The sequence below is a fragment of the Pseudomonas fluorescens genome, assembly GCF_040448305.1.
Taxonomy (GTDB): Bacteria; Pseudomonadota; Gammaproteobacteria; order Pseudomonadales; family Pseudomonadaceae; genus Aquipseudomonas; species Aquipseudomonas fluorescens_BH.
The window spans coordinates 3,745,115-3,768,694 of record NZ_CP148752.1 but is presented as its reverse complement, the minus strand read 5'-3'; the positions used below and the strand labels follow the sequence as shown (position 1 = coordinate 3,768,694).

Below are 23,580 nucleotides of genomic sequence, written 5' to 3'. Positions count from 1 at the left end.
TGCCATGCGCTGGGTCTGTATTCTTTTCCCGCAATTGGCGCTGGACGCAGTACTGCGTCAGCGCGCCGATCCCGATGAACCCCTGGCGCTGCTGACCGGCCCGGCCCAGCGCCGGGTGCTGCAGGCCGTCAACGGTGCGGCGCGGGCGCTGGGCTTGCGTCCCGGCCAGTCCATGAGCGCGGCACAGGCCTTGAGCAAAGGCTTTGTCACGGCCGAATACGACGCCGCTGAAATCGAACACTGGCAGCAGTTTCTCGCTGCCTGGGCCTATCGCTTCAGTTCCCAGGTCAGCGTGCATTACCCCCGGGCCGTGGTGTTCGAGATCGAGTCCAGCCTCGGCTTGTTCGGTGCCTGGCCGCAATTCGACGCGCTTTTGCGCCGTGAGCTCGGCGAACTGGGGTTTCGGCACCGCATCGTGGCCGCGCCCAACCCGGTGGCGGCGCGGGTGCTGGCCAACGCCTATGACGGTCTGGTGGTCCCGGACGATCAAGCCTTGCAGCATCACCTGGGGCAAATGCCCATCGACCGGATCGGCTTGGAAGCACCGGTCGCCACGGCCTTGTCGCGCATGGGCCTGCGCACCTTGAGCCAGGTGCAGGCGCTGCCCCGGCATAGCCTGGCCCGGCGTTTCGAGGCCCAGGTGCTCAAGCATCTGGATGCCCTCTCGGGTTTACGGCGGCTGGCGCTGGCGTTCTACCTGCCGCCGGATCGCTTTGATGTGCGTATCGAGCTCAATTTCGATGTGCAGTCTCACCAAGCCTTGCTGTTTCCGTTGCGCCGGTTGACCGGCGACCTGTCGGCATTCCTCAGCGGTCGCGACAGCGGCGTACAGCGTTTCGACCTGCATCTGGAGCACGCCGGGTTGCCGGATACGCTCATCAAGGTCGGCCTGCTCAGCGCCGAGCGGGATGCGGCGATGCTCTTCGAACTGGCCCGGGGGCGGCTGGAGCAGGTTCAGGTCGAGGCGCCGGTGCGCGGCTTTCGCCTGCGTGCCGAGGATTTACCGACCTTCGTGCCCCAGCATCAGGAACTGTTCGACGATCGCCCGCAGCAGTCCTTGCCCTGGGAACAACTGCGCGAACGCCTGCGTGCACGGCTGGGGGATGATGCGGTGCATGGCTTGCGCTTCCAGGCCGATCACCGCCCCGAGTGCGCGTGGCAGGCCAGTGCCGACAGCCAGCCCTGCGCGGCGCCGGTCGCGGTGAAACGGCCGGGCTGGCTGCTGACTGAACCGCTGGCCGTGCATCAGGGCTCGGCGCGCATCCTCATGGGGCCGGAGCGTATCGAGTCCGGCTGGTGGGACGGCGATGACGTACGCCGTGACTATTACCTGATCGAAACCCGTGCCGGCCAACAGGGCTGGGCCTACCGGGCGGTCGGTGAGGACGGCCCGCTGTGGTTGCAGGGCTGGTTCGCATGAGCAGCGACTATGCCGAATTGCACTGCCTGTCGAACTTCAGCTTCCAGCGCGGTGCCTCCAGTGCCCTCGAGCTGTTCCAGCGCGCGAAAAAGCAGGGTTATCAAGCCCTGGCGATCACCGACGAGTGCACCCTGGCGGGCATCGTTCGCGCCTGGCAGGCGGCGAAGTCCGTGGAGTTGCCGCTGATCATCGGCAGTGAAATACGCATCGAGAACGGTCCGAAACTGGTGCTGCTGGTGGAGAGCCTCGAGGGCTATCAGGCGCTGTGCCGATTGATCACCCGCGCCCGGCGGCGCACGCAGAAAGGCCAGTATCAGGTGCTGCGCGAAGACTTCAGCGAACCCTTGCCGGGATTGCTGGCGTTGTGGGTGCCGGACGCTGTCGATGCCTTTGAACAGGGCCGCTGGCTCAAACAGGTCTTCGCCGAGCGCCTGTGGCTGGCGGTGCAGTTGCACCGCGGCCAGGACGATGCCCGGCGCCTGAACGATCTGCTGGGCCTGGCCAGGGAGTTGCGCATTGCGGCCGTGGCCAGTGGCGATGTGCACATGCACGCGCGCGGGCGGCGCGCCTTGCAGGACACCATGACCGCTATCCGTCATCACCTGCCGGTGGCCGATGCCGGGTTGCGCCTGCACCCCAACGGCGAACGCCATCTGCGCAGCCTCGACGTGCTGCGGGCGCTTTATCCGCCCGACTTGCTGGCAGAAACGCTGAACATCGCCCGGCGCTGCACCTTTGATCTTGGCCAGTTGCGTTACCAGTACCCCCGTGAACTGGTGCCGCAAGGGCACTCGGCCACCTCGTGGCTGCGTCATTTGACCGAGGAAGGCATCGAGTGGCGCTGGCCAAAAGGGTCGAAAAGCGAAGTGCTGGTGCAGATCGACAAGGAGCTGCAACTGATCGCGGAGCTGGGCTATGAAAGCTATTTCCTGACAGTCCACGACATCGTCCGCTTTGCCCGCCAGCAACAGATTCTTTGTCAGGGTCGTGGTTCTGCCGCCAACTCGGCAGTGTGCTTCGCCCTGGGGATCACCGAAATCGATCCGGATCGCACCACGCTGTTGTTCGAGCGCTTTCTGTCCAAAGAGCGAAACGAGCCGCCGGACATCGATGTCGATTTCGAACATGAACGCCGCGAAGAAGTCTTGCAGTACGTGTTCCAGCGTTATGGTCGGGCCCGGGCCGCATTGACGGCGGTGGTCAGCACTTACCATGCGGCCGGTGCGGTGCGCGATGTGGCCAAGGCCTTGGGTCTGCCGCCGGACCAGATCAACGCCCTGGCCGATTGCTGCGGTCACTGGAGCGATGAAACACCGCCCGTGGAGCGTCTGCGCGAGGGCGGGTTCGACCCCGAAAGCCCGGTGCTGCACCGAGTGCTGAGCCTGACGGGGCAGTTGATCGGCTTCCCCCGGCATTTGTCCCAGCACCCCGGCGGTTTCGTGATTTCCGAGCAGCCGCTGGACAGTCTGGTGCCGGTGGAAAATGCCGCCATGGCCGAGCGCACCATCATCCAGTGGGACAAGGATGACCTCGACGCGGTCGGTTTGCTCAAGGTCGATATCCTGGCGCTGGGCATGCTCAGCGCGATTCGCCGATGTTTCGATCTGCTGCGTCGGCACCGGGGCCTGGACCTGAGCCTGGCGACCATCCCGTCCGAAGACGCAGCCACTTACGAAATGATCGGTCGGGCCGACACCATCGGCGTGTTCCAGATCGAGTCCCGGGCGCAGATGTCGATGCTGCCGAGGCTCAGGCCGAAGACGTTTTACGATCTGGTGATCGAGGTCGCCATCGTTCGGCCGGGGCCGATCCAGGGCGGCATGGTGCATCCGTACCTGCGGCGACGGAACAAGGAAGAACCGGAGGCCTATCCGTCACCGGAGCTGGAAGTGGTACTCAAACGCACCCTCGGCGTGCCGCTGTTTCAGGAACAGGTGATGCAGATCGCCATCGTCGCCGCCGACTACAGCCCCGGCGAGGCCGACCAGCTACGCCGCTCCATGGCCGCCTGGAAACGCCACGGCGGGCTCGAACCGCACAAGGAACGGCTGGCCGCCGGGATGAAAAAAAACGGCTACACCGCCGAATTCGCCGCGCAGATCTTCGAGCAGATCAAGGGCTTTGGCAGCTACGGTTTTCCCGAGTCCCACGCGGCCAGTTTTGCCTTGCTGACCTACGCCAGTTGCTGGTTGAAATGCCACGAGCCGGCAGCCTTCGCCTGTGCGCTGATCAACAGTTGGCCGATGGGGTTCTACAGCCCGGACCAGATTCTGCAGGACGCTCGGCGTCATCATTTGCAGGTTCGCCCGGTGGACGTGCGCGCCAGTGACTGGGGTTGCAGCCTGGAGCCGATTGCCGGTGCGCAACCGGCGATTCGCTTGGGGCTGCGCATGATCAAGGGTTTTCGCGAGGACGATGCCCGGCGCATCGAGACAGCACGCTCCAAAGGCGCGTTTGCCGACATCGCCGACCTCGGCGAGCGGGCGCGACTCGATGCCCGCGCTCAGGAGCAACTGGCCGATGCCGGCGCGTTGCGTGGCCTGGCCGGCGACCGGCATCGGGCACGCTGGGAAGTGGCCGGGGTACAAAAGCAGTTGGGTCTGTTCGCCGGCCTGCCGAGCCAGGAGGAGGGCGCGGTGTCGTTGCCAAAGCCCACCGTGGGCGAGGACCTGCAAGCCGATTACGCCAGTGTCGGCACCACCCTCGGGCCGCATCCGTTGGCCCTGTTGCGCGGTGAGTTGAAGGCGCGGCGCTGCCGCAGTTCGAAGGAGTTGCTGGACGTCGAGCACGGTCGGCCAGTCAGCGTTGCCGGGCTGGTCACCGGCCGACAACGCCCGGCCACCGCCAGCGGCGTGACCTTCGTCACCCTTGAGGACGAGTTCGGCAACGTCAACGTGGTGGTCTGGCGCGACCTGGCCGAGCGGCAGCGCCAGGTGTTGGTCGGCTCGCAATTGCTCAAGGTCGATGGGCGTTGGGAGAAGGAGGGGGAGGTGCGGCATCTGATTGCCGGACGGTTGAGTGACCTGAGCCCGTTGCTCGATGGCATCACTGTGCGGAGCCGGGATTTTCACTAACGCTGCAACTCCTGTGGGAGCGAGCTTGCTCGCGATAGCGGTCTGTCAGGCAACATGTGTGTTGACTGTTCAGCCGTCATCGCGAGCAAGCTCGCTCCCACAGGATTTGTGTTGATGCCTGCTATTTGGCAATCGGCCAAAACCGCTCCCCACCCCCCGGCGCATCCGTCCAGGCCTGCAACGAACGCGTCGGCAAGTCGAAGTAATCTCGCGTGCGCGCATAGCCATGCCCGCCCATGCGTCCGATCGCATCCAGCCCCAACTGATCGATGTAAAGGGTTTTCGGATCGATCAGTTCGTCACGCACATGGGCCATCAGCACTTCACCAAAGATGATCTCCCGGGATTGGCCGATGGACAGGGCCATCATCCGCCGGCACTCCAGCGCCACCGGGGCTTCGCCGATGCGTGGGCATTTGACCGTGGTGCCGGGGATGGCGGTGAGGCCGGCGGCGGTCAGTTCATCGAAACCGGGGGCGAAGGGCACGGCGCAGACGTTCATGGCTTCCACCAGCGCATCGCTGACGATGTTCACGGTGAATTCCTGATTGAGCTGAATGTTGCGTGTGGTGTCCTTGGGGCTTTGATCGCCGTAGTTTTCCACGCCCAGGGCGAGGATGGGCGGATCGGCCGACAGCGCATTGAAGAAGCTGAACGGCGCCGCGTTGATCCGGCCTTCGCCGTCGACGGTGGTGACCAGGGCAATCGGCCGTGGCACGACGCTGCCGATCAGAATCTTGTATTTGTCCCGTGGGCTCAATGTGCTGAAGTCGAAGCTTTGCATAGGCAGAAATCTCTAAAGGAGAGGGTCAATGGCGCACAGCGGCGCCTGTGCGCTGTAGTCGTCGGCGAACGGGATGGCTGGCTGGAACAGGCTTTTCCAGTCCGGTTGGCCAAAGGCGCGGTCGCTGTGGCTGCGCATCAGTTTTTCGAATTGTTGTTGGGCCTGGCGTTGCAGGGCGGGGTAGTCGACGCCCTCGACCTGGCCGTCCTGCATCACGCAGCGGCCGTCGATATAGCTGGCGATGCAGTCGTCACCGCGGCCGGCCAGCACCAGATTTTTCAGCGGATCGAATAGCGGTCCCAGGTGCATCCCGCGCAGGTTGAATACGGTGATGTCGGCCTTGGCCCCGGGCGCCAGGCGGCCGAGATCGTCGCGGCCCAGTGCCTCGGCTCCGCCGAGGGTCGCGGCGTTGTACAGGTCCTGCGTGCTGGTCAGCTCGTTGCCACCCTCCATCAATCGAGCGATGTTCAAGCCCTGGCGCATGTTGTCCAGCAAGTCCGCCGGCCAGGTGTCGGTGCCCAGGGCGAAGTTGATGCCCTTGGCCCGATAGCGGCCAAACGAATTCAGCGCCTCGCCGTCCCGGGCGAACACCACCGGGCAATGCACCAGGCTTGCGCCGCCATCGATCACGCGTTGCAGGTCGTCATCGCCTCGGGTGTAGATGCCATGGGGTAGCAGACTGCGCGGGGTCAAAAGCCCAAGCTGCTGCAGCCAGCCCAGTGGCGAGGAGCCGCGCAGTTGCTCGACCATCGCGACCTCGCCGAGGCCCTGGCAGCAGTGCAAGCGCATCGGTGCGCCCAGTTCCCGGCTCAGCGCGGCGGTGCGTTGCAGCAGCGCCGGGGTGCAGGTCTGGATGCGATCGGGCAGCAGCGCGCCGCGAATCAGGCCGTTGTTCACGCCATCGAAATCCCGGAAAAACCGTTCGGCGGCATCGAGCCCGGCCATGCCCCGGCCTTCGTCCCAGTGGTGCGCCAGGGTTCCATCGGCCTGCCAGTAGCTCATGCCGCTCATGTAGCAAGGGCCGAGGTAAGTGCGCAGCCCCAGTTCGGCCGCCACGCCTGCCACCGCCGCAAATTCGTCGTAGGTCTCGGCCCACTCACGGTAATACATCGAAGTGATCGGCATGGCCGTGGTGATGCCGTTGCGGATCAACTGCGTGAAGGCGTAGCGGTATTTGAAGGCTTCTTCTTCGGGGCTGTAACTTTCCCGCGATCCACGCGCCAGATACTCCGCCGACCACATCCGGCCCATGGCGCGCTCGTCGCCGTTGTCCAGGGTCAGCACCGTGGAGTCGAGATCGCCCAAGGCATCCAGATCGATGAAGCCGGGGCCGATCAGCGCGTTGCCGTAATCAATCCATTGATCCACCGGCCCTGGATAACCTCGCCCGACAAACTCGATGCGTGAGCCCGCGAACACCACTTCACCATTGCGCCACAACACATGCCGCGTGCCGTCGAAGCCGACCACGCAACTGGCCCGCAAGCCGATGCGCTTCACAAACGGCTGTCCAGCAAGCGACCACCCGCAGCAATCAACCGGCCCGCGCGATAGACCTGACGCAACGGCCGCGAAACCACCGCCTCACCCAGCGTTTGTACCGGCATCAGCAGGAAGTCCGCCGGCTGGCCGATCTCCAGGCGATTGACTTCGCAACCCAGCGCCTGGGCGCCGTTGAAGGTCGCCGCTTCGAACGCCGCCGCCAGTTCTTCGTCCTTGTTCAAATCGAAACGGAACGCCAGCAGCATCGCCCGCTCCAGCATGTCGCCGTTGCCCATGGGCGACCAGGCATCACGAATGCCGTCCGAGCCCAGGCACACATTCACGCCGGTTTCGCGCAGGGCCAGGAACGGCGGCACAGCACAATCGGCCGGGGCCGAACTCATCAGCGAAATGCCCAGCGACGCCAGGCGCTCGGCCACCGGTTTGACCTGGCTCCACGGCAACATGCCCAGGCAATACGCGTGGCTGATCATTACCCGGCCTTGCCGGCCGAATCGCTCGGTGTAGTCGGCGATCAGCGCGATCTGCCACAGGCCCAGCTCACCCTTGTCGTGCAGGTGAATGTCGACGCCACGATCGAACTCGCTGGCCAGTTTGAACACGAAATCCAGTTGTGCGATGGGGTCGTTGTCGATACCGCACGGGTCCAGGCCACCGACGTTCTCCACGCCCAGGGCCATGGCTTCGCGCATCAGCTCGGCGGTGCCGGGGCGGCTGATCAAACCCGTCTGCGGGAACACCACCAGTTGCAGGTCGATCAGGTCGCGGTAGTTTTCACGCAGTTGTTGCATGGCCTCGACATGCCGCAGGCCGAATTCCGGGTCGATGTCGACGTGGCAACGCATGGTCAGCGAGCCACGGGCGATGCAGTTTTCCAGCAGGGAACCGGCCCGTTGCGCAATCGGTGTGGTGACTTCACGCAGGATGCGCCGTTCGTTGGCGATGTAGTCCTTGAGGGTCGGGCCGGCGCTGTTGGGGCGCCAGGGTTGGCCCCAGAGGGTTTTGTCCAGGTGCACGTGGCTTTCCACCAGGGCGGGGGTGAGCAACTGGTTCTGGCCGTCGATGTCGGTCGCGGACAGGGCCGCGTTCGAAGTCGGGCGGCGTTGGCTGAAGCGGCCGTTTTCGATCAGCAGGTCTTCGGCGGTTGAGCCGTAGGGGCGCACGTTGCGTAGCCAGCGGGGTTGGGTCATACAAACCTCAAATTCAGTGTTGTGTGAGAGGGCCTCATCGCGAGCAGGCTCGCTCCTACAGGGATTTTGTGAACGCCGAAGATCCACTGTAGGAGCGAGCCTGCTCGCGATGGCCGCGACTCGGTTTCAAGTCAGCCGATCAGCCCTTGAGCTTGGCCCAGATCCGGTCCTGCAGCTCCCGCGCCTTGTTGCTGCATTCCTTTTCCGGACGCAGGCGCGAGGCGAATTCGTCGGGCATGTTGATGGCGTCCATCACTCGCCATTTGGCATCGATCAGCTTGTCGCTCTGGATGCCGTTGTCGTAGGCGATGGCGTTGGAGACGGCGGCGGCGTTTTCCGGTTTCATCATCCAGTCGATGAAGATCTTCGCGTTGCCGGGGTGCGGTGCGCTTTTCGGCACGGCGAAGTTGTCCTGGAACATCGCCAGGCCTTCCTTCGGATACACGTACTTGATGGTGCTCTTCTGCAAGGTGGCCCGCGCTGTAGAACCGTTCCAGTTCTGCATCATGATCACTTCACCGGAGGCCATGCGGTCGACGGTGTTGTCCGAGCTGTACATCTTCAGGAAGGGTTTCTGTTTTTGCAGCAGTTCGAGGATGCGCTTGGCGTCCTGGGGGTTTTCGCTGCACTCGTCGACATTCAGGTAATGACTGGCGGCGTTGATCACGCTGCTGGAGGTGTCGAGGGCGGCGAGTTGGCCTTGCAGTTCCTTGCGCGGCTCGAAGAACTCTTTCCACGAGTCGTCGAGCTTGCCGCCGGGCACTCGGGCGCTGTCATAGGAGAACCCGGTAGTGCCCCACAGGTACGGTGCCGAGAACTTGCGGCCCGGGTCGAAGCTCGGGTCGCGGAACGCCGGTTTGACGTACTGGAAGTTGGGCAGGGCCGAGGCGTCGATTTCCAGTAGCAGGTCCTGGTTGATCAGGGTGCGCATGATCGATTGCGACGGCACGATCACGTCATACGCCGCACCGCCGGCCTGCAGCTTGGCCAGCAGGGTTTCGTTGCTGTCGTAACCGTCCATGGTGACCTTGATCCCGGTCTCCTTTTCGAACTTGGCCAACAGCTCGACCGGGTAGTAGTCGGTCCAGTTGTAGAAGAACAGTTCCTTGGGCTCGGCGACCTGGGCGCCGAACGCAGTGAGCGCGGTGAAGCAACTCAAGGCCAGGCCGGCAACGGCTAAACGCATGCTTTTCACTTTCTTGCTCATATAGAAGTCTCCAGGCTTATTGTTGTTTGCCGCGCTGTCCCAGCCAGAAGGCCAGCACCACCAGCACGATGGAAATCACCAGCATCAGCGTTGAAATCGCGTTGATCTCCGGCGTCACGCCGGCCTTGATCGCCGAGAAGATGTACACCGGCAGGGTCGTCGAGCCGGGGCCGGCGACGAAGAAGGTCATGATGAAATCGTCGAGGCTGACCACGAACGCCAGCACCGAACCGGACAGCACCGCAGGCCACAGCAGCGGCAAGGTCACCCGGCGGAACACCTGCCAGGGGTTGGCGTACAGGTCGTTCGCCGCTTCCAGCAGGCTCTTGTCCAGGTCGTTGAGCCGCGCACGGATCGGCAGGTAGGCGAAGGGAATGCAGAAGCCGATGTGCGCGACGATCACCGTCAGCAGACCGAGCTTGATCCCCAGCGCCATGAACAGCAGCAGGGTGGCCACGGCGGTGACGATCTCCGGCAGGATCAACGGCAGGTTGATCCCGCCCTCGACCATTTTCTGCCCGTAGAACGGCCGGTAAGTCGCCAGCGCCGCGAGCAGGGCAATCGCCGTGGCGCACACCGTGGCGATGCTGGCGACGATGATCGAGTTCAGCGCCGCCGTCTGGATCGACGGGTTGGCGAGGATGCGTCCATACCAGTCGAAGGAGAACTCGGTCCACACCGTCGCCGAGCGGTTGGCGTTGAAGCTGTAGGCGATCAATACAAAGATCGGCAGGTACAGATAGGCCAGCATCAACAGGCTGACTTCACGGGTCAGCGGCAGTTTCTTCAGGTGCAGGGCGATCATGCTTGGGCTCCTGGGCGTTGGGTCTTGGTGGCATTGCGGCTATAAAGGGCGTAGAGCACCAGCGACACCAACATGATCCCCAGCAACAGGAACGACAGCGAACTGCCCAGCGGCCAGTTGCGCGCAGTGCCGAACTGCTGCTGGATCAGGTTGCCGATCATCAGCGTCTTGCCGCCGCCGAGAATCGCCGGGGTAATGAAGGCGCCCAGGCTTGGCACGAACACCAGCAAGGCTCCGGCAATCACCCCCGGCATCGACAGCGGCAGGATGATCCGGCGCAACGCGTGCCAGCGGTTGGCGCCCAGGTCGTAGGCGGCTTCCACCAGGCGCCAGTCGAGTTTTTCCAGGGTCGAGTAGATCGGCAAAATCATGAATGGCAGGAAGCTGTAGACCAGGCCGACGCTGACCGCGAAGTCGTTGTAGAGCAGGGTGATGCCACCGGCTTTCGGGAACAGCGCGTTGAGGCTCTGGGCGACCCAGCCGTGTTCACGCAGGATGATCAGCCACGCGTAGTTGCGGATCAGCAGGTTGGTCCAGAACGGGATGGTGATCAGTAATACCATCAGGTTGCGCCGGCGCGGTGTCAGGCTCGACATCCACAACGCTACCGGGAAACCGAACAGGAAACACAGGACCGTGGTGCCACCGGCCTGGAACACCGAACGAAGCAGCGCTTGGGCGTAGACCCAGTTCAGTTCCAGTTCGCCATCGAAACCTTCCTGGAAAAACAGTTGCACGTAGCTTTGCAATTGCCAGTCGGCCTGCCAGTCGACGCCGCCATAGACGTTGCGCGGCAACAGGCTGATGTAGCCCATGATGCCCAGCGGAATGGCGATCAGGGCCAGCAGGGTCAAAACCACCGGGCTGAGCAACAGCGCGCGGTTGAGGGCTGGGGAAGTGCTGCTGACGCTCATCTCAGGCCTCCATCAACAGGCAGGCGTGGGGCGGCAGGTTGACCGCGACGCGATCACCCACCACCCGCCCGTGGTTCAGGCCTTCGTTGTTCTCGCGCAGCATGACCTTGATGTCGTTGTTCAAGCGGCATTGATAGAGCGTGGCCGTGCCGACATACAGCACGGCTTCGATCACGCCGCGCAGGTGATGCGGCTGTGTCGGCTCGACCAGTTGCGAGCGCTCGGGGCGGAACGCCAGTTGCACCTTGCTGCCGTCAAAGCCCTGGGCCGGGCAGGGGATTTCCACTGGCATGCCGTTGGGCACGAAGAGCTTTTCGTTCTGCTGGCCACGTTTGATATGGCCGGGAAGGAAGTTGATGTCGCCGATGAATTGCGCGACGAACTGGTGTTGCGGGCGCTCGTAGATTTCATTGGGCGTGCCGATCTGCAGGATCTTGCCGGCGGACATCACGGCAATGCGATCGGACAGGGTCAGGGCTTCTTCCTGATCGTGGGTGACGAAAATGAAGGTGATCCCGGCTTCTTTCTGCACGCGCTTGAGTTCGACCTGCATTTCCTTGCGCAACTTGAGGTCCAGGGCCGACAGCGGTTCGTCGAGCAGCAACACTTTGGGTTTTGGCGCCAGGGCCCGGGCCAGAGCCACCCGTTGCTGTTGGCCGCCGGACAGTTCGGCCGGTTTGCGCTTGGCCAGGTGCTGCATTTGCACCAGCGCCAGCATCTCATCGACGCGCTGCGGGATGAGTTTGCGATCAAGACCCTGCATCTCGAGGCCGAAGGCGATATTCTGCGCAACACTCATGTGCGGAAACAGCGCGTAACTCTGGAATACCGTGTTGACCCGGCGCTTGAATGGCGGCAGGTCGTTGACCGGTTCGCCGGCCAGACGAATCTCGCCATCGCTGACATGCTCGAAGCCGGCAATGGTGCGCAGCAGGGTGGTTTTGCCACAGCCGGAGGGGCCGAGCAGGGTAAAGAATTCGTTGTCGGCAATGTCGACCGAGACGTTGTCCAGGGCTGGCGCCAGTCCCGGATCGTCGGAATAGCGCTTTGAGACGTTTCGCACTTCGATTGCTGTTGGATGACCCATAATGGTGCATTCCTCTAATTATTGTATGCAAAATCTGGATGCAATTTAGAAATACCCGGATTAATCTGCCCGTGCAAGCCCCTTTTTCAAAGGCTGTTCATTCGCCAGGGTCGGCTGCACAGGGCGCCAGGAGTTGATGAATGACGGAAAAGAAACTGGAAACCACGGTCGACCGCGTCTACCAAGGGGTTTACGAGGCGATCAGCAAACGTTCGTTGCGTCCGGGCATGAAGCTTGGCGAAGCCTCTTTGGCCGAGCTGTTCAATGTCAGCCGCACGTCTGTCCGGGCCGCGCTCAAGCAATTGGAGGCCGACGGACTGGTCACCACCGAGCCCAATAAAGGTGCGTCGGTGTCGTTGCCCAGTGACGAAGAGATCCGTTCGCTGTTCGAAACCCGGCGTCTGGTCGAGATCGGTATCGTCAGCGAACTGTGCCGTCGGCGTGATACGGCGGTGACCCAGGACTTGCGCGATCACTTGCTGCTGGAGGATGAAGCGCATCAGAGTGGTGATCACGAACGGCTGATTCACCTGCTCGGCGAGTTCCACATCAAACTGGCCCGCAGCCTGAACAACCCGGTGCTGCTCGACTGGTTCCAGAAGCTGATTTCCCGGGCATCGTTGTATGCCGCTGCGCTGGATGACGACAGCCACGAGGTCTGCCGCGACGACGAACACCTGCGGTTGATCGAGTACATCGAAGCGGGGAATCAGAGCGCGGCCATCGAGCTGACCTGCATGCATTTGAATGGCATCGAGAAGGCCATTCTGGATGTCGCGGCCACGCTGAAAAGCAGTTACAACCCGCTCAAGCATCTGATTGAGGTGTAGGTTGCAGTTTCCTGGACACTGAAGATCAAAAAGTGGGAGCGGCGGTGCGGCGATCCGACTTGCTCGCGAAAGCGGTGTATCAGCAGACGAATGTGGTGAATGACACACCGCCTTCGCGAGCAAGCCCGCTCCCACAGGATCTTTGGCGGCCACAGATTGTCTTTCAAAGAGGCACTCACTGAGGCCCGCGAGAATCAGCTATACCTCTATGAAACGAATAGCGTGCAGGATGCTTGAAACAAACGGGCGCAACTTACCGGGATAGAGCCAGCCGATGCAGTTTCTAGAGGATAGCCACGGGTGCTCCGGGTGGAACGGCGAAATGGCCGGGCGCATTCGTGCGTTCGACTGGAGCCTGACCGAGCTTGGTCCGCTCGATTCATGGTCCAGGAGCCTGAGCAGCGCGGTGCAGTTGATGCTCGCGTCTCCGCTGCCGATGGTGATGCTCTGGGGCCAGTCCGGGTACATGATCTATAACGACGCTTATTCGAAGTTTGCCGGTGGGCGTCATCCATATCTGCTCGGCTCCTCTGTAGAACTGGGTTGGCCGGAGGTCGCCGAATTCAATCGCCACGTGGTCGACACCTGCCTGGCGGGCGGCACCTTGTCCTATCGCAACAAAGAACTGGAACTGCTGCGTGACGGGGTTCCGGAAGATGTCTGGATGGACCTCTACTACAGCCCGGTGGCTGACGATGACGGACGTCCCGCCGGGGTCATGTCCATGGTGGTGGAAACCACGGAGCGGGTGATATCCGAGCAACGCCGACAAGTGGCTGAAGACGCTTATCGTGCGGATAACGAGCGGGTACGCCTGGCATTGAACGCCGGTGCCTTGCTCGGTTCCTTTGTCTGGGACATCAAGACCAACGTGCTGTCGGGTGATGAGCGATTCGCTCGCACGTTCTCTTATCCACCCGGGCAAGACTTGGGCAACCTGTCTCAGGAGATCGTCGAAGGGCGGATCCATCCGGACGACCGTAGCTGGGTTCAGGAACGGGCCACGCTGGCGGTCGAGACTGGCGAACCCTACAACGTCGAGTACCGGATCCAGCGCCCCGACGGCAGTTACTTCTGGGTGCTCGCCAGCGGTTGCTGCGAATTCGATGAGCAAGGCGAGGCATTTCGTTTCCCCGGCGTGCTGATCGATATTCACGAACGCAAGATCGCCGAAGAATCCCTGCTCAAGTTCACCCGCAACCTGGAGCAGCGGGTGGCCGATGAGGTCGAGGCAAGGCTGGCGGCGGAAGAACAACTGCGCCAGTCACAGAAACTCGAAGCCATCGGTGGCCTCACCGGCGGTGTGGCCCATGACTTCAACAACCTGTTGCAGGTGATCGCTGGCAACCTGCACCTGTTGGCACGCCATGAGCCGAATAACCCCAATGTGCAGCGCCGGGTATCGGCGTCGATTGCCGCGGTCGAGCGCGGTGCCAAACTGTCCTCGCAACTGCTTGCATTCGCCCGTCGCCAACCGTTGTCGCCCGCGGTCTTCACGTTGCGGCAGATTTTCGATGGCCTGGCGGAGCTGTTGCAGCGTGCCTTGGGGGAAACCCTTCAGGTGCACATGGCAGCGCCTGAAGACTCCTGGAATGTGTTTGTCGATCGCAATCAACTGGAAAACGCCATTCTCAACCTGGCGATCAATGCCCGGGACGCCATGCAGGGTGAGGGGACCATTGATCTTTGTGCGGACAACATCGTCCTCGATCGTAAGTTTTGCGCCGGCAAGGGCATTGCTGCCGGGGACTATGTGCGGGTTTCCGTGACGGATACCGGCGTCGGCATGCCGCCGCAGGTGCTGGCCCAGGCATTCGAGCCGTTCTTTACCACCAAGGCCGACGGGCAGGGCACCGGATTGGGCCTGAGCATGGTGTTTGGCTTCGTCAAGCAGAGTGGCGGTCATATCGAAATCGCCAGCGACGTGGGGCAGGGGACCCGGGTGCAGTTGTACTTCCCGCGCACCTTGCGCGCGGCACCCAGCGAAACGCCGGGCCCTGTTGTGCCGCAAAGGGGCGGGCACGAACGCATCCTGGTGGTCGAAGACAATGAGGCCGTGCGGGTGTCGGCGGTGGAGTTGTTGCGCGAAGAGGGCTATCAAGTTCTGACGGCGACCAACGGTGATGTCGCCATGCAAATGTTGCTGGAAAGGGTGACCGTGGACCTGATATTCACCGACGTGGTCATGCCCGGCCTGATCAAGAGTTCGGACCTGGCGGCCTGGGCGAAAGTGCAAGAACCACCGGTGGCCGTGCTGTTCACCTCGGGGCATACCCGCGACATCATCTCGCGTAATCACCAGCTCAGCCCCGACACTCACCTGTTGAGCAAACCCTACAATCCCGAAGCACTCAGGCAGATGGTGCGCATGGTGCTTAACGGCTGAAACCAGTGGAAGCGCCGGTGCAGGCAAAGGTTTTATCGCCTGTGCGACAGGACGACGAACGGACACCGCTGGTCTGACAGGTGGTCGACAGAACGGGCAAACCGAGGCCATTCTGATAGTTGGTGAACGCAATTGATCGCGTTTCGCTGCCGATCAACAAACGGAGGTGTTCCATGCCGGTGCCCCATGACCTTTATCAGGATCTGAAACGCTCAAAGGAAGAAATCCAGCAGAAACGCACCAAGGATCCGTTACTGGATTCACTGCTTAACAAGTATTCCCAGGCGGATGCCGAAGTGGTGAAAGCAGAGGAGGCCAAGTCCAACGATGACACCGTAAGGAAGCTCAAGGAGGTACGTTTGCTGGTCAAGGACAAGATCGTCAAGCAACTGGGCTCGACATCCTGACCCAGCGTGCTGCCACCGACGACCGGTGGCCGGAAAGTTGGAAGGCAACCAGAACCGGCACCTCGAATGCTCAGAGACCGATGTTACGGCTCTCAACGAGGTGCCTCATGACCCCGCCCGAATATCCCGGTGAACTGAACACTGTTCCTGTGGGAGCGAGCCTGCTCGCGATAGCGGAGGGTCAGTCACCAGTGTTGTTGAATGTGCCTCAGTCATCGCGAGCAGGCTCGCTCCCACATTGGGTCTTCAGTGTATTCAGATAGTGGTACTGCTCATTGCAATGCCTTGCTCAAAGGCAATCGCACCATGTTCTGCGCTTTCAGCGAACCGAAATACAACCAGTCCCCATACTCGCGCACCGTGGTGATCGGTGAGTAGTTGTCGCTGCTGCCATCCTGCAGGTTGGCGATCACTTTGCCCTCAAGGTCCAGGCCCAGGGCAAATCCGCGTTTTTCCACGGGCTTGGGCAAGATGGTCATGGCCCGCACGATCATCTTGCGTACCAACGGATGCGCCGCCGTGGCGTCGAGCAAGGGGTTTCGGGGGGCATAGAGTGCCACCCAGAAGCGGTCGCGGCCATTGAACGACAGGTTGTCCGGCAGCCCTGGCAGGTTGTCGATAAACAGGTCGTGGGTGCCGGCCTTCGGACCGCTGAGCCAATAACGGCTGATGCGGTAGGCACCGGTTTCATTGACCAGGACATAGGCATCGTCCGGTCCCAGGGTCACGCCGTTGGCAAACTCCAGCTTGTCCAGCACAACCGACGTCTTGCCTGTCTGGAAATCGTAGCGCAGCAGTCGACCGTCGCCGCCGTGTTCGATCACGGCCTCTGCGTCGTGGCCATAGCCGAAGCGGCTCGAAGCATCGCTGAAATAAGCGTAGTGACCAGGTTTGTCGATAACCACATCGTCGATAAAACCGAAGGGAACGCCGCCGGCCTCTGTGGTCAAGGCCACCAGACGCCCCTGGGCGTCGAGGGACAACAAGCCTTTGACGGCATCGGCGACCACCAGCAGACCATTGGGATGCCGGGCCAGGCCCAGTGGCCGGCCACCGGTAACGGCCAGGAGTTTGGTGGTCTTGCCATCCAGGCTCGTGCGGATCAGGCGACCGTCGTGCAGGCCGGTGATGAGCGTGTCGTTTTCCAGCAACAAGGCTTCCGGCCCGTCGATGTCGGCGGCACCGACGCGTTCCACCCCCTTGAGCCGCTGATTGTCGGCGTAGATTCCGCTGGTGAGGGACGGCGCAGGTTGTGGTGTCCAGGCCACCGGTCGCACCTTGGTCGGCATCAGCAACAGGAAGGCGCCGATAACGACGATGACCAGCAACAGACATTTGACGGTTCTGCTCACGCGCCGACCCCCGTCGCCGCCAGATACTTCTGCGCCATGTCGCGCAACGCCAGCATCGACGCTGCCGATTCCCGATCGATGCGTCGCTTGAGCAACAACCGGTTGGCAATGCGCATCGCCAGGCCGCTGAACTGATACTCAAGGGTGCGGACGAAGCGGGTGTCCTCGCCTGTGGCATCGCATTCATAGGTCACCACCAGCGACAGGCCGTGATCACCCCGGGCCTCAGCGCTCCAGCGCCGCCCGGGCAGGTACTCCGCCACCTCCCAGCGCAAGTGCCCGTCACGCCCGCCGGCTCGGATGTCTTCCTCGAAACGTGCGCCGGCGTGCAACGGACCTTTTGGCCCATCGATGCGTAGCGACGACGGATGCCATTGCGGCCAAAGGGTCACGGTGCTGGCGTAGGCAAGTACCTCGACCGGGTTTCCGGCAATGACAATCTGATGCTGCATGCGGGTCATGGGCGTTCTCGTCGGGTTGAGCGGCGCAGGTTCCGGCTCCCAATAGAGGGTGCCGAACAGGTAGTCCATCAGTGGGAAAACGATGTTGAAATTACGCTCTTGCATCAGTTCACGGCGGTGATGCAGTTCGTGCAGCCGGCGCATCTGGCGGATCCACGGCAAGCGTGTGACCAGGTTGCGCGGCGGCAGATGCTCGCAAGCATGAAACACTTCATAAGCCAGGTAACCGAGGACAAGAAGGCCGCCGACTAATCCGGCGACGTTGGTATTAATGTGCTTGAGCAGCCACCAGAGGGGCAGGGCGACGGCGAGGGTGTGCAGCACGATCAGCCACGCCGGAAACAGAATCACCCGCCAGTCGCGGGCGCTGTCGTAGGTCATGTGGCCAGGGGTGAAAAAGCTGTGGTGGTCGACTGCGTGACGGGCATAAAACAGCCGGGCGAAGCTCTTTTTATGATGCCCCAGGTGGCGATGCACCATGTACACACCGAGGTTGAACAACAACAGCGTGATGGGCACCGTCAGCCATTCTGCTGGCCGCACCTGATGTACGTTGCTCCAGAAAGCGCTGATCGTCACTGCCCCGAACACCAGGACAAACGCGCCGTGCAGCCAGGGGTTGTAGAGCGGATGAATGTCGGCGCGGTAACGGCTGCGGAATCCTTCGGTGGTCTGCCTCACTGCAATCACCTGTCGTTTTTGTTATCTCTTTCAGATTAGCCGATCCCGGTGATTTGACGGGCCGAACCTTGAGCACACAACGGCCATGATCCGGTGCAAACCGGTCTCAGGTCAGCGGATCCCAGCGCTGCGACCAGTCTTCGTCGGAGTCGATGACCTTGCGCAGCAGGTCGAAGGCGTGTTGCAGCGTCGGCGAGTCACGATCGCGCGAGTAGACCAGATAGGTCGGGTAGTTGAATTCCGGTGCCTTGGGCACCCGTTCCAGGGCGCCGCTTTGCAGATAACTCTGCACGACGCGGGTGCGAAAGTAGCCACTGCCGCCGTTTTCGAGAAGGTACTGCAAGCCCAGCGGACCGAGATTGAAACTCAGTGCAGCCTTGGCTTTTTCCGGCAGGGCAGCGTCGTGCTGGCGCCGGAAATCAGCGCCCCAATCGATGTACACATAAGGATCCGGCTTGTCGGACTGGCGCACGAGAATCAGCTTTTCTTCGAGAATCTGCTCGACCTGCAGACGCGGCCAATACTCGGGCTGATACACCAGTGCGGCATCCAGAACGCCCAACTCCAGTTGCCGCAGCAGGTTTTCGCCGTCGCGGATTTCCATGCGCAGGGCATGGCTGGGGATGTTCTTGCGGATTTCGCCGGCCCAGCCGAGCATCAGAGGGTTGCACAGGCTAACCTCGCCACCGATGTGCAGCACATCGCGATAACCCTCGGGCAACGGCAAATCACGCCGCGCGGCTTCCCAGGTTTGCACCAGCTGATTGGCGTACACCACGAACGCTTCGCCGTTGGGCGTCAGGCGGGCGCCGGCACGATTGCGCACGAACAGGGTGCCGCCCAGTTGGCTCTCGAGTTTTTGCACCCGTGCGGTGATCGCGGTCTGGGTGACATGGAGTTTTTCCGCGGCGGCAGCCAGGCTGCCATGGCGGACGATTTCGAGGAAGGTGCGGGCGAGGTCGATGTCCATGGGGCAGCCGGTGTGGGGAGTGTGGGCATTGTAAGAGCACCACCCAATCTGTGGCGAGGGGGCAAAAACGACGAATCCCGCCACTAAGGGCGGGATTCGTTTGCGGCAGGCACGCTCCCGAAGTTCGGGAGCCAGGTGCTTACGACGGGAACAGTTCGGACAGTTTCATCGCCAGCATCATGTCGCCTTCAGCACGCAGTTTGCCGCCCATGAACGCTTGCATGCCGTCAGTCGAACCGTCGACGATGCCTTCCAGGGTTTCGCCGTCCATCACCAGGGTCACCTGGGCGTCCGGGTTCTCGCCTTCCTGCAGCTCGCAGGTCTGGTCTTTGACGATCAGCGAGAAGTTCTTGGTGTCGTCGATGCGGAAACCGAAGACCAGGTCCAGACCGGCAGCAGCGGCTGGGTTGAACTTGGCTTTCATTGCTTGTACGGCGTCTGCTACGGAGGTCATGGTTCGATCCTTTCTTGGGTAATAAGAGCTGGGTGATTACAGCCAGGGTCACAATAGTCCGGACTCAGCGAAACGTGATGAGTTCCGGGGCCTTCAACAGTTGCAGGTGGGCATGACCGTTGAAGGAAGCCAGGGACACCTCGCGACCACGAAACTTAAGCTGGTTGAGCGAGGTGTTGACGATTTGCCAGTTCAATTCAAAGGCCTGCCGGGCAGGCATTTGTGTAATCAGGTGGAGCAGGGCGGTGATGGTGCCGCCGGATGTGAACACGGCGATTTTCTGGGTGTTGTCAGCCTGGTCGAGGATGCGATGCAAGCCGGCCTGCACCCGCTCGACAAACCCCAGCCAGCTTTCCAGGCCCGGTGTGTCAAAGGTGCCGGCCAGCCAGCGCTCGATGATCAGGGCGAAGATACGCTGGAACTCACCGCGGTTTTGCGCGGCGTTGCGCAGGATGTTCAGGGCTTCGGGTTCGTCCGGCAGCATGGCCGGCAACAGCGCGCGGATCACCGCATCGGCGTCGAACTCGTTGAAGGCGGAGTCGGTTTCCAGCAACGGCACCGGCAGGCCCGCCGCGGCGAATTGCTCCAGCGCGCTGTTGGCCGTGTGCTGCTGGCGGCGCAGATCTCCCGCCAGGCAGCGGTCGAAGCTGATCCCGAGTTCGGCCAGGTGGCGGCCAAGGATTTCTGCCTGACGAATGCCGGTCGGCGACAGGACGTCGTAGTCGTCTGCACCGAAGGAGGCCTGGCCATGTCGAATCAAATAGATGCTGCCCACGTCCGCGTCTTCCCGGTACGTTGAAGGTTTGGCGAGGTTATGAGGATGGCGGTGTGCTGTCAATGAAAAAACATACGCTTGTTTGAAATGCCCGTTACAGGCCTGCTGCCAGAGGTTTCATGGCTGGTCGCAAGGTCGGCGCATGGGTATGCTGGAGGTATCCCGCGCGCGTTCAAGCCGCGCATCGTTTGAGGAGTCCCTGTGGAGTTTTTTTCCGAGTACGCCATATTTCTGGCCAAGACCGTGACCCTGGTGATTGCCATTCTGGTGGTCCTGGCCAGTTTTGCGGCCTTGCGCAGCAAGGGGCGGCGCAAGTCGTCCGGCCAGTTGCAGGTCAGCAAGCTCAATGATTTCTACAAAGAGCTGCGCGAACGCCTGGAGCAGACCTTGCTCGACAAGGACCAGCTCAAGGCCTTGCGCAAGACCCAGGCTAAAACCGACAAAAAGCAGAAGAAAAAACCCGAGGCCAAACCCCGGGTGTTCGTGCTGGATTTCAATGGCGATATCAAGGCTTCGGCCACCGAAAGCCTGCGCCACGAAATCACTGCCTTGCTGACCCTGGCCACACCGAAGGACGAAGTGGTGCTGCGCCTGGAAAGCGGCGGTGGCATGGTTCACAGCTACGGTCTGGCCTCCTCGCAACTGGCACGAATCCGTGAGGCCGGCGTGCCCTTGACCGTGTGCATCGACAAGGTCGCGGCCAGTGGTGGCTACATGATGGCGTGCATTGGGCAGAAGATCATCAGTGCACCCTTCGCGATTCTCGGCTCGATTGGCGTGGTGGCGCAGTTGCCCAACGTCAATCGCTTGCTGAAAAAGCACGACATCGACTTCGAAGTGCTGACCGCCGGTGAATACAAACGCACCCTGACCGTGTTTGGCGAAAACACCGAGAAGGGGCGGGAGAAGTTCCAGCAAGACCTGGACATCACCCATCAACTGTTCAAGAACTTCGTGTCGCGCTATCGCCCGCAACTGGCGATCGATGAAGTGGCCACCGGCGAAATCTGGCTCGGTGTCGCAGCGCTGGACAAACAACTGGTCGACGAACTCAAGACCAGTGATGAATACCTCTCCGAGCGCGCCAGCAAGTCCGAGCTCTATCACTTGCATTACACCGAACGCAAAAGCCTGCCAGAGCGCATTGGCATGGCCGCCAGCGGCTCGGTCGATCGCGTGCTGCTGAGCTGGTGGAGCCGTTTGACCCAGCAACGCTTCTGGTAACGGGCCAGGAGATACTGCAAAACATCCAGCCGGGGCATTTGTCCCGGCTTTTTTTTGGTGCGCCAGGCATGGCGCGTTGCGCGAAGCGCAACCAGCTTGGCTGTGGTGGCCACGCTGGTGACTTGGAGGTGAAAGTCCTCTACACACCCGGCAAGGGGAAGTGTTAGCCAGAGGCAAGGGTGTCGCGGGCGACTGCGAATCTGAAGGAAGCCCGAGGCAAAATGCTGGCCTGACGAACAGGAAGCGGATAGAGGCGGCGCAGCGGGGTAAGAAGGCCAATATCTTCAAAGCCCAATACTTGCACGGAACGCTGTGACGTAGATCCGACAGGCATAAGCAGGAAGGTCGCGCGAATTACCCTGGGAGATCTGTGGGTTTGCCACTGTGCTACCGAGCGTCGAGAGGCGACGGGATGAGCCCACAGAAGTCAGCTGAGGCCGTAGTAAGTGGCGGATTACCGCGTCACCAAGGGCCGAACAGGTTATGCCGCCAGTAGGCGTCAGAGTCTCGTCGAATGTTGAAACGCAGAATATTCTCCAAGAGAAAACTGTTACCCCAGGTCCTGGACGGTATCCGAGGATGAAGGCTGACAGGGCGCAAACATCGACGGCGTCTGTGGCGTGGACGAACGCGGAGCCGGACACGCTGATGGTGCGGGTGCTTGCACCCGCCAACCTCAAGCGTGCGTATCAACGCGTGGTCAGCAACAAGGGCGCACCGGGTGCCGATGGCATGACGGTCGACCAGCTGGCGGGCTACGTGAAACAGTATTGGCCGATCCTCAAGACTCGGCTGCTGGCCGGCGAATACCACCCGCAAGGTGTACGCGCCGTCGATATCCCCAAACCCAAAGGCGGCACAAGACAGCTGGGTATCCCCAGCGTCGTGGATCGCCTGATCCAGCAGGCGCTGCTGCAACAGCTCACGCCAATCTTCGATCCGCTGTTTTCGGACTACAGCTACGGCTTTCGTCCGGGCAGAAGCACTCATCAAGCCATCGAAACCGCCCGCGCCCATGTGGCGGCGGGCCACCGCTGGTGCGTGGAACTCGATCTGGAGAAGTTCTTTGATCGGGTCAACCACGATGTATTGATGGTCTACATCGAGCGTCAAATCGAAGATAAACGTGTGCTTATGCTGATCCGTCGTTATCTCGAAGCGGGAATGATGTCGGGCGGGATCGCCAGCCGACGGCAGGAAGGGACGCCGCAAGGCGGCCCGCTCTCACCGTTGTTGTCGAACATCCTGCTCAATGAACTCGACCGCGAACTGGAACGGCGGGGCCATCGTTTTGTACGCTATGCCGACGACGCCAACATTTATGTGCGCAGTCGTCGTGCTGGCGAGCGAGTGCTGGTCAGGGTTGAGCGCTTCCTGAATCAACGCCTGAAACTGACGTTGAATCAAGAAAAGAGCCGAGTAGCACGGCCGTGGGCGTGTGATTACTTGGGTTACGGGATGAGCCTGCATAAACAGCCGAGGCTGAAAGTAGCTACGATGAGCCTGAATCGCTTGCGCGATCGGCTCAGAGAACTGCTGCGCGGAGCGCGGGGCCACAAGATGGCAAGCGTCATTGAACGGATTAACCCGGTGTTACGTGGTTGGGCGGGTTACTTCAAGCTCAGCCAGAGCAACCGCCCCCTTGAGGAGTTGGATGGCTGGATGCGCCGTAAACTTCGCTGTGTCATTTGGCGTCAATGGAAGCAGCGCCCAACGAGGGCGCGCAACCTGATACGTCTGGGGATCAGCGAAACACGCGCCTGCAAATCAGCGTTCAACGGGCGCGGGCCATGGTGGAATTCGGGAGCGTCACATATGAATCACGCGCTGCCGAAGAAGCTGTGGGACAGCCTGGGGCTGGTCCCAATACTGGATACGATAAAACGGCTTAACCGCATAACCTGAACCGCCGTATACGGACCCGTACGTACGGTGGTGTGAGAGGACGGCGGCTGTGAAGCCGCCTCCTACTCGATCCTGCGAATGCTTGCCCGATGTCCTCCACGGCTCGGCGAAATCTCTGTAGGCAGCAGGCGACCGTTCCTGCTTTCGGCAA

Annotated in this window: 19 protein-coding genes; 7 read left to right on the top strand and 12 right to left on the bottom strand. The window is 61.6% G+C overall.

Going from position 1 to position 23,580, the window contains the following annotated elements:
- Positions 1-4: 4 nt before the first annotated feature.
- Both WHX55_RS17035 and WHX55_RS17030 read left to right on the top strand, forming a co-directional pair.
- Positions 5-1,420 (top strand): DNA polymerase Y family protein, encoded by a 1,416-nt coding sequence (locus WHX55_RS17035; RefSeq protein ID WP_353740855.1) that lies wholly within the window; start codon positions 5-7, stop codon positions 1,418-1,420.
- Positions 1,396-4,494, top strand: coding sequence for an error-prone DNA polymerase (locus WHX55_RS17030; RefSeq protein ID WP_353740854.1), 3,099 nt, complete (start codon positions 1,396-1,398; stop codon positions 4,492-4,494). The genes WHX55_RS17035 and WHX55_RS17030 overlap by 25 nt, the downstream gene beginning before the upstream one ends.
- 121 nt (positions 4,495-4,615) lie before the next feature.
- Here WHX55_RS17030 and WHX55_RS17025 read toward each other — a convergent pair whose 3' ends face one another.
- The 7 genes from WHX55_RS17025 to WHX55_RS16995 all read right to left on the bottom strand — a co-directional run bounded on the left by WHX55_RS17025 (position 4,616) and on the right by WHX55_RS16995 (position 11,984).
- On the bottom strand, positions 4,616-5,278 hold the full coding sequence (locus tag WHX55_RS17025) for a flavin reductase family protein (RefSeq protein ID WP_150723605.1): 663 nt from the start codon (positions 5,276-5,278) through the stop codon (positions 4,616-4,618).
- A 12-nt stretch (positions 5,279-5,290) separates the two neighbouring features.
- On the bottom strand, positions 5,291-6,778 hold the full coding sequence (locus WHX55_RS17020; RefSeq protein WP_353740853.1) for an amidohydrolase family protein: 1,488 nt from the start codon (positions 6,776-6,778) through the stop codon (positions 5,291-5,293).
- Positions 6,775-7,971: an amidohydrolase family protein gene (locus WHX55_RS17015; RefSeq protein WP_151213703.1), complete on the bottom strand. Its 1,197-nt coding sequence runs from the start codon at positions 7,969-7,971 to the stop codon at positions 6,775-6,777. The genes WHX55_RS17020 and WHX55_RS17015 overlap by 4 nt, the downstream gene beginning before the upstream one ends.
- Positions 7,972-8,110: 139 nt before the next feature.
- Entirely contained in the window at positions 8,111-9,178 is a 1,068-nt protein-coding gene (locus tag WHX55_RS17010) for an extracellular solute-binding protein (protein ID WP_353740852.1), read from the bottom strand.
- 16 nt (positions 9,179-9,194) lie between these two features.
- Positions 9,195-9,983, bottom strand: a complete 789-nt coding sequence (locus WHX55_RS17005) for an ABC transporter permease (RefSeq protein WP_057714357.1) — start codon at positions 9,981-9,983, stop codon at positions 9,195-9,197.
- Entirely contained in the window at positions 9,980-10,897 is a 918-nt protein-coding gene (locus WHX55_RS17000) for an ABC transporter permease (protein ID WP_353740851.1), read from the bottom strand. Before WHX55_RS17000 ends, WHX55_RS17005 begins: the two co-directional genes overlap by 4 nt.
- A gap of 1 nt (position 10,898) precedes the next feature.
- Positions 10,899-11,984, bottom strand: a complete 1,086-nt coding sequence (locus tag WHX55_RS16995; RefSeq protein ID WP_353740850.1) for an ABC transporter ATP-binding protein — start codon at positions 11,982-11,984, stop codon at positions 10,899-10,901.
- Between the two features lie 140 nt (positions 11,985-12,124).
- Here WHX55_RS16995 and WHX55_RS16990 point away from each other — a divergent pair, with 140 nt between their 5' ends.
- The 3 genes from WHX55_RS16990 (at position 12,125) to WHX55_RS16980 (ending at position 15,607) form a co-directional block, all read left to right on the top strand.
- Positions 12,125-12,814, top strand: coding sequence for a GntR family transcriptional regulator (locus WHX55_RS16990; protein ID WP_046038514.1), 690 nt, complete (start codon positions 12,125-12,127; stop codon positions 12,812-12,814).
- 274 nt (positions 12,815-13,088) lie between these two features.
- Positions 13,089-15,200, top strand: coding sequence for an ATP-binding protein (locus WHX55_RS16985; protein WP_353740849.1), 2,112 nt, complete (start codon positions 13,089-13,091; stop codon positions 15,198-15,200).
- A 173-nt stretch (positions 15,201-15,373) separates the two neighbouring features.
- Positions 15,374-15,607: a hypothetical protein gene (locus WHX55_RS16980; RefSeq protein WP_150723611.1), complete on the top strand. Its 234-nt coding sequence runs from the start codon at positions 15,374-15,376 to the stop codon at positions 15,605-15,607.
- 272 nt (positions 15,608-15,879) lie between these two features.
- Here the strand turns inward: WHX55_RS16980 and WHX55_RS16975 are convergent, their stop codons facing one another.
- From WHX55_RS16975 to WHX55_RS16955, 5 genes are all read right to left on the bottom strand, one after another.
- Positions 15,880-16,959 (bottom strand): SMP-30/gluconolactonase/LRE family protein, encoded by a 1,080-nt coding sequence (locus WHX55_RS16975; RefSeq protein ID WP_150755743.1) that lies wholly within the window; start codon positions 16,957-16,959, stop codon positions 15,880-15,882.
- Entirely contained in the window at positions 16,956-18,101 is a 1,146-nt protein-coding gene (locus WHX55_RS16970; RefSeq protein WP_150755742.1) for an SRPBCC family protein, read from the bottom strand. Before WHX55_RS16970 ends, WHX55_RS16975 begins: the two co-directional genes overlap by 4 nt.
- Positions 18,102-18,207: 106 nt before the next feature.
- Entirely contained in the window at positions 18,208-19,071 is an 864-nt protein-coding gene (locus WHX55_RS16965) for a LysR family transcriptional regulator (RefSeq protein ID WP_150755741.1), read from the bottom strand.
- A 139-nt stretch (positions 19,072-19,210) separates the two neighbouring features.
- Entirely contained in the window at positions 19,211-19,525 is a 315-nt protein-coding gene (locus tag WHX55_RS16960) for an SCP2 sterol-binding domain-containing protein (RefSeq protein ID WP_015094878.1), read from the bottom strand.
- A 64-nt stretch (positions 19,526-19,589) separates the two neighbouring features.
- On the bottom strand, positions 19,590-20,300 hold the full coding sequence (locus WHX55_RS16955) for a histidine phosphatase family protein (RefSeq protein ID WP_150756914.1): 711 nt from the start codon (positions 20,298-20,300) through the stop codon (positions 19,590-19,592).
- Between the two features lie 201 nt (positions 20,301-20,501).
- On the opposite strand from WHX55_RS16955, the gene sohB reads away from it, so the two are divergent.
- Complete coding sequence (sohB, locus tag WHX55_RS16950; RefSeq protein ID WP_150723616.1) at positions 20,502-21,524, top strand: protease SohB; 1,023 nt, start codon at positions 20,502-20,504, stop codon at positions 21,522-21,524.
- 483 nt (positions 21,525-22,007) lie between these two features.
- Positions 22,008-23,429, top strand: a complete 1,422-nt coding sequence (gene ltrA / locus WHX55_RS16945) for a group II intron reverse transcriptase/maturase (RefSeq protein WP_353740848.1) — start codon at positions 22,008-22,010, stop codon at positions 23,427-23,429.
- Positions 23,430-23,580: the final 151 nt, after the last annotated feature.

What these genes read in the sequence shown, in the direction of transcription:
- WHX55_RS17035 (WP_353740855.1), top strand. Translation starts at nt 5, where the DNA reads ATGCGCTGGGTCTGTATTCTTTTCCCGCAATTGGCGCTGGACGCAGTA.
- WHX55_RS17025 (WP_150723605.1), bottom strand. Translation starts at nt 5,278, where the DNA reads ATGCAAAGCTTCGACTTCAGCACATTGAGCCCACGGGACAAATACAAG.
- WHX55_RS17015 (WP_151213703.1), bottom strand. Translation starts at nt 7,971, where the DNA reads ATGACCCAACCCCGCTGGCTACGCAACGTGCGCCCCTACGGCTCAACC.
- WHX55_RS17010 (WP_353740852.1), bottom strand. Translation starts at nt 9,178, where the DNA reads ATGAGCAAGAAAGTGAAAAGCATGCGTTTAGCCGTTGCCGGCCTGGCC.
- WHX55_RS17005 (WP_057714357.1), bottom strand. Translation starts at nt 9,983, where the DNA reads ATGATCGCCCTGCACCTGAAGAAACTGCCGCTGACCCGTGAAGTCAGC.
- WHX55_RS17000 (WP_353740851.1), bottom strand. Translation starts at nt 10,897, where the DNA reads ATGAGCGTCAGCAGCACTTCCCCAGCCCTCAACCGCGCGCTGTTGCTC.
- WHX55_RS16995 (WP_353740850.1), bottom strand. Translation starts at nt 11,984, where the DNA reads ATGGGTCATCCAACAGCAATCGAAGTGCGAAACGTCTCAAAGCGCTAT.
- WHX55_RS16990 (WP_046038514.1), top strand. Translation starts at nt 12,125, where the DNA reads ATGACGGAAAAGAAACTGGAAACCACGGTCGACCGCGTCTACCAAGGG.
- WHX55_RS16985 (WP_353740849.1), top strand. Translation starts at nt 13,089, where the DNA reads ATGCAGTTTCTAGAGGATAGCCACGGGTGCTCCGGGTGGAACGGCGAA.
- WHX55_RS16980 (WP_150723611.1), top strand. Translation starts at nt 15,374, where the DNA reads ATGCCGGTGCCCCATGACCTTTATCAGGATCTGAAACGCTCAAAGGAA.
- WHX55_RS16965 (WP_150755741.1), bottom strand. Translation starts at nt 19,071, where the DNA reads ATGGACATCGACCTCGCCCGCACCTTCCTCGAAATCGTCCGCCATGGC.
- WHX55_RS16960 (WP_015094878.1), bottom strand. Translation starts at nt 19,525, where the DNA reads ATGACCTCCGTAGCAGACGCCGTACAAGCAATGAAAGCCAAGTTCAAC.
- ltrA (WP_353740848.1), top strand. Translation starts at nt 22,008, where the DNA reads ATGCCGCCAGTAGGCGTCAGAGTCTCGTCGAATGTTGAAACGCAGAAT.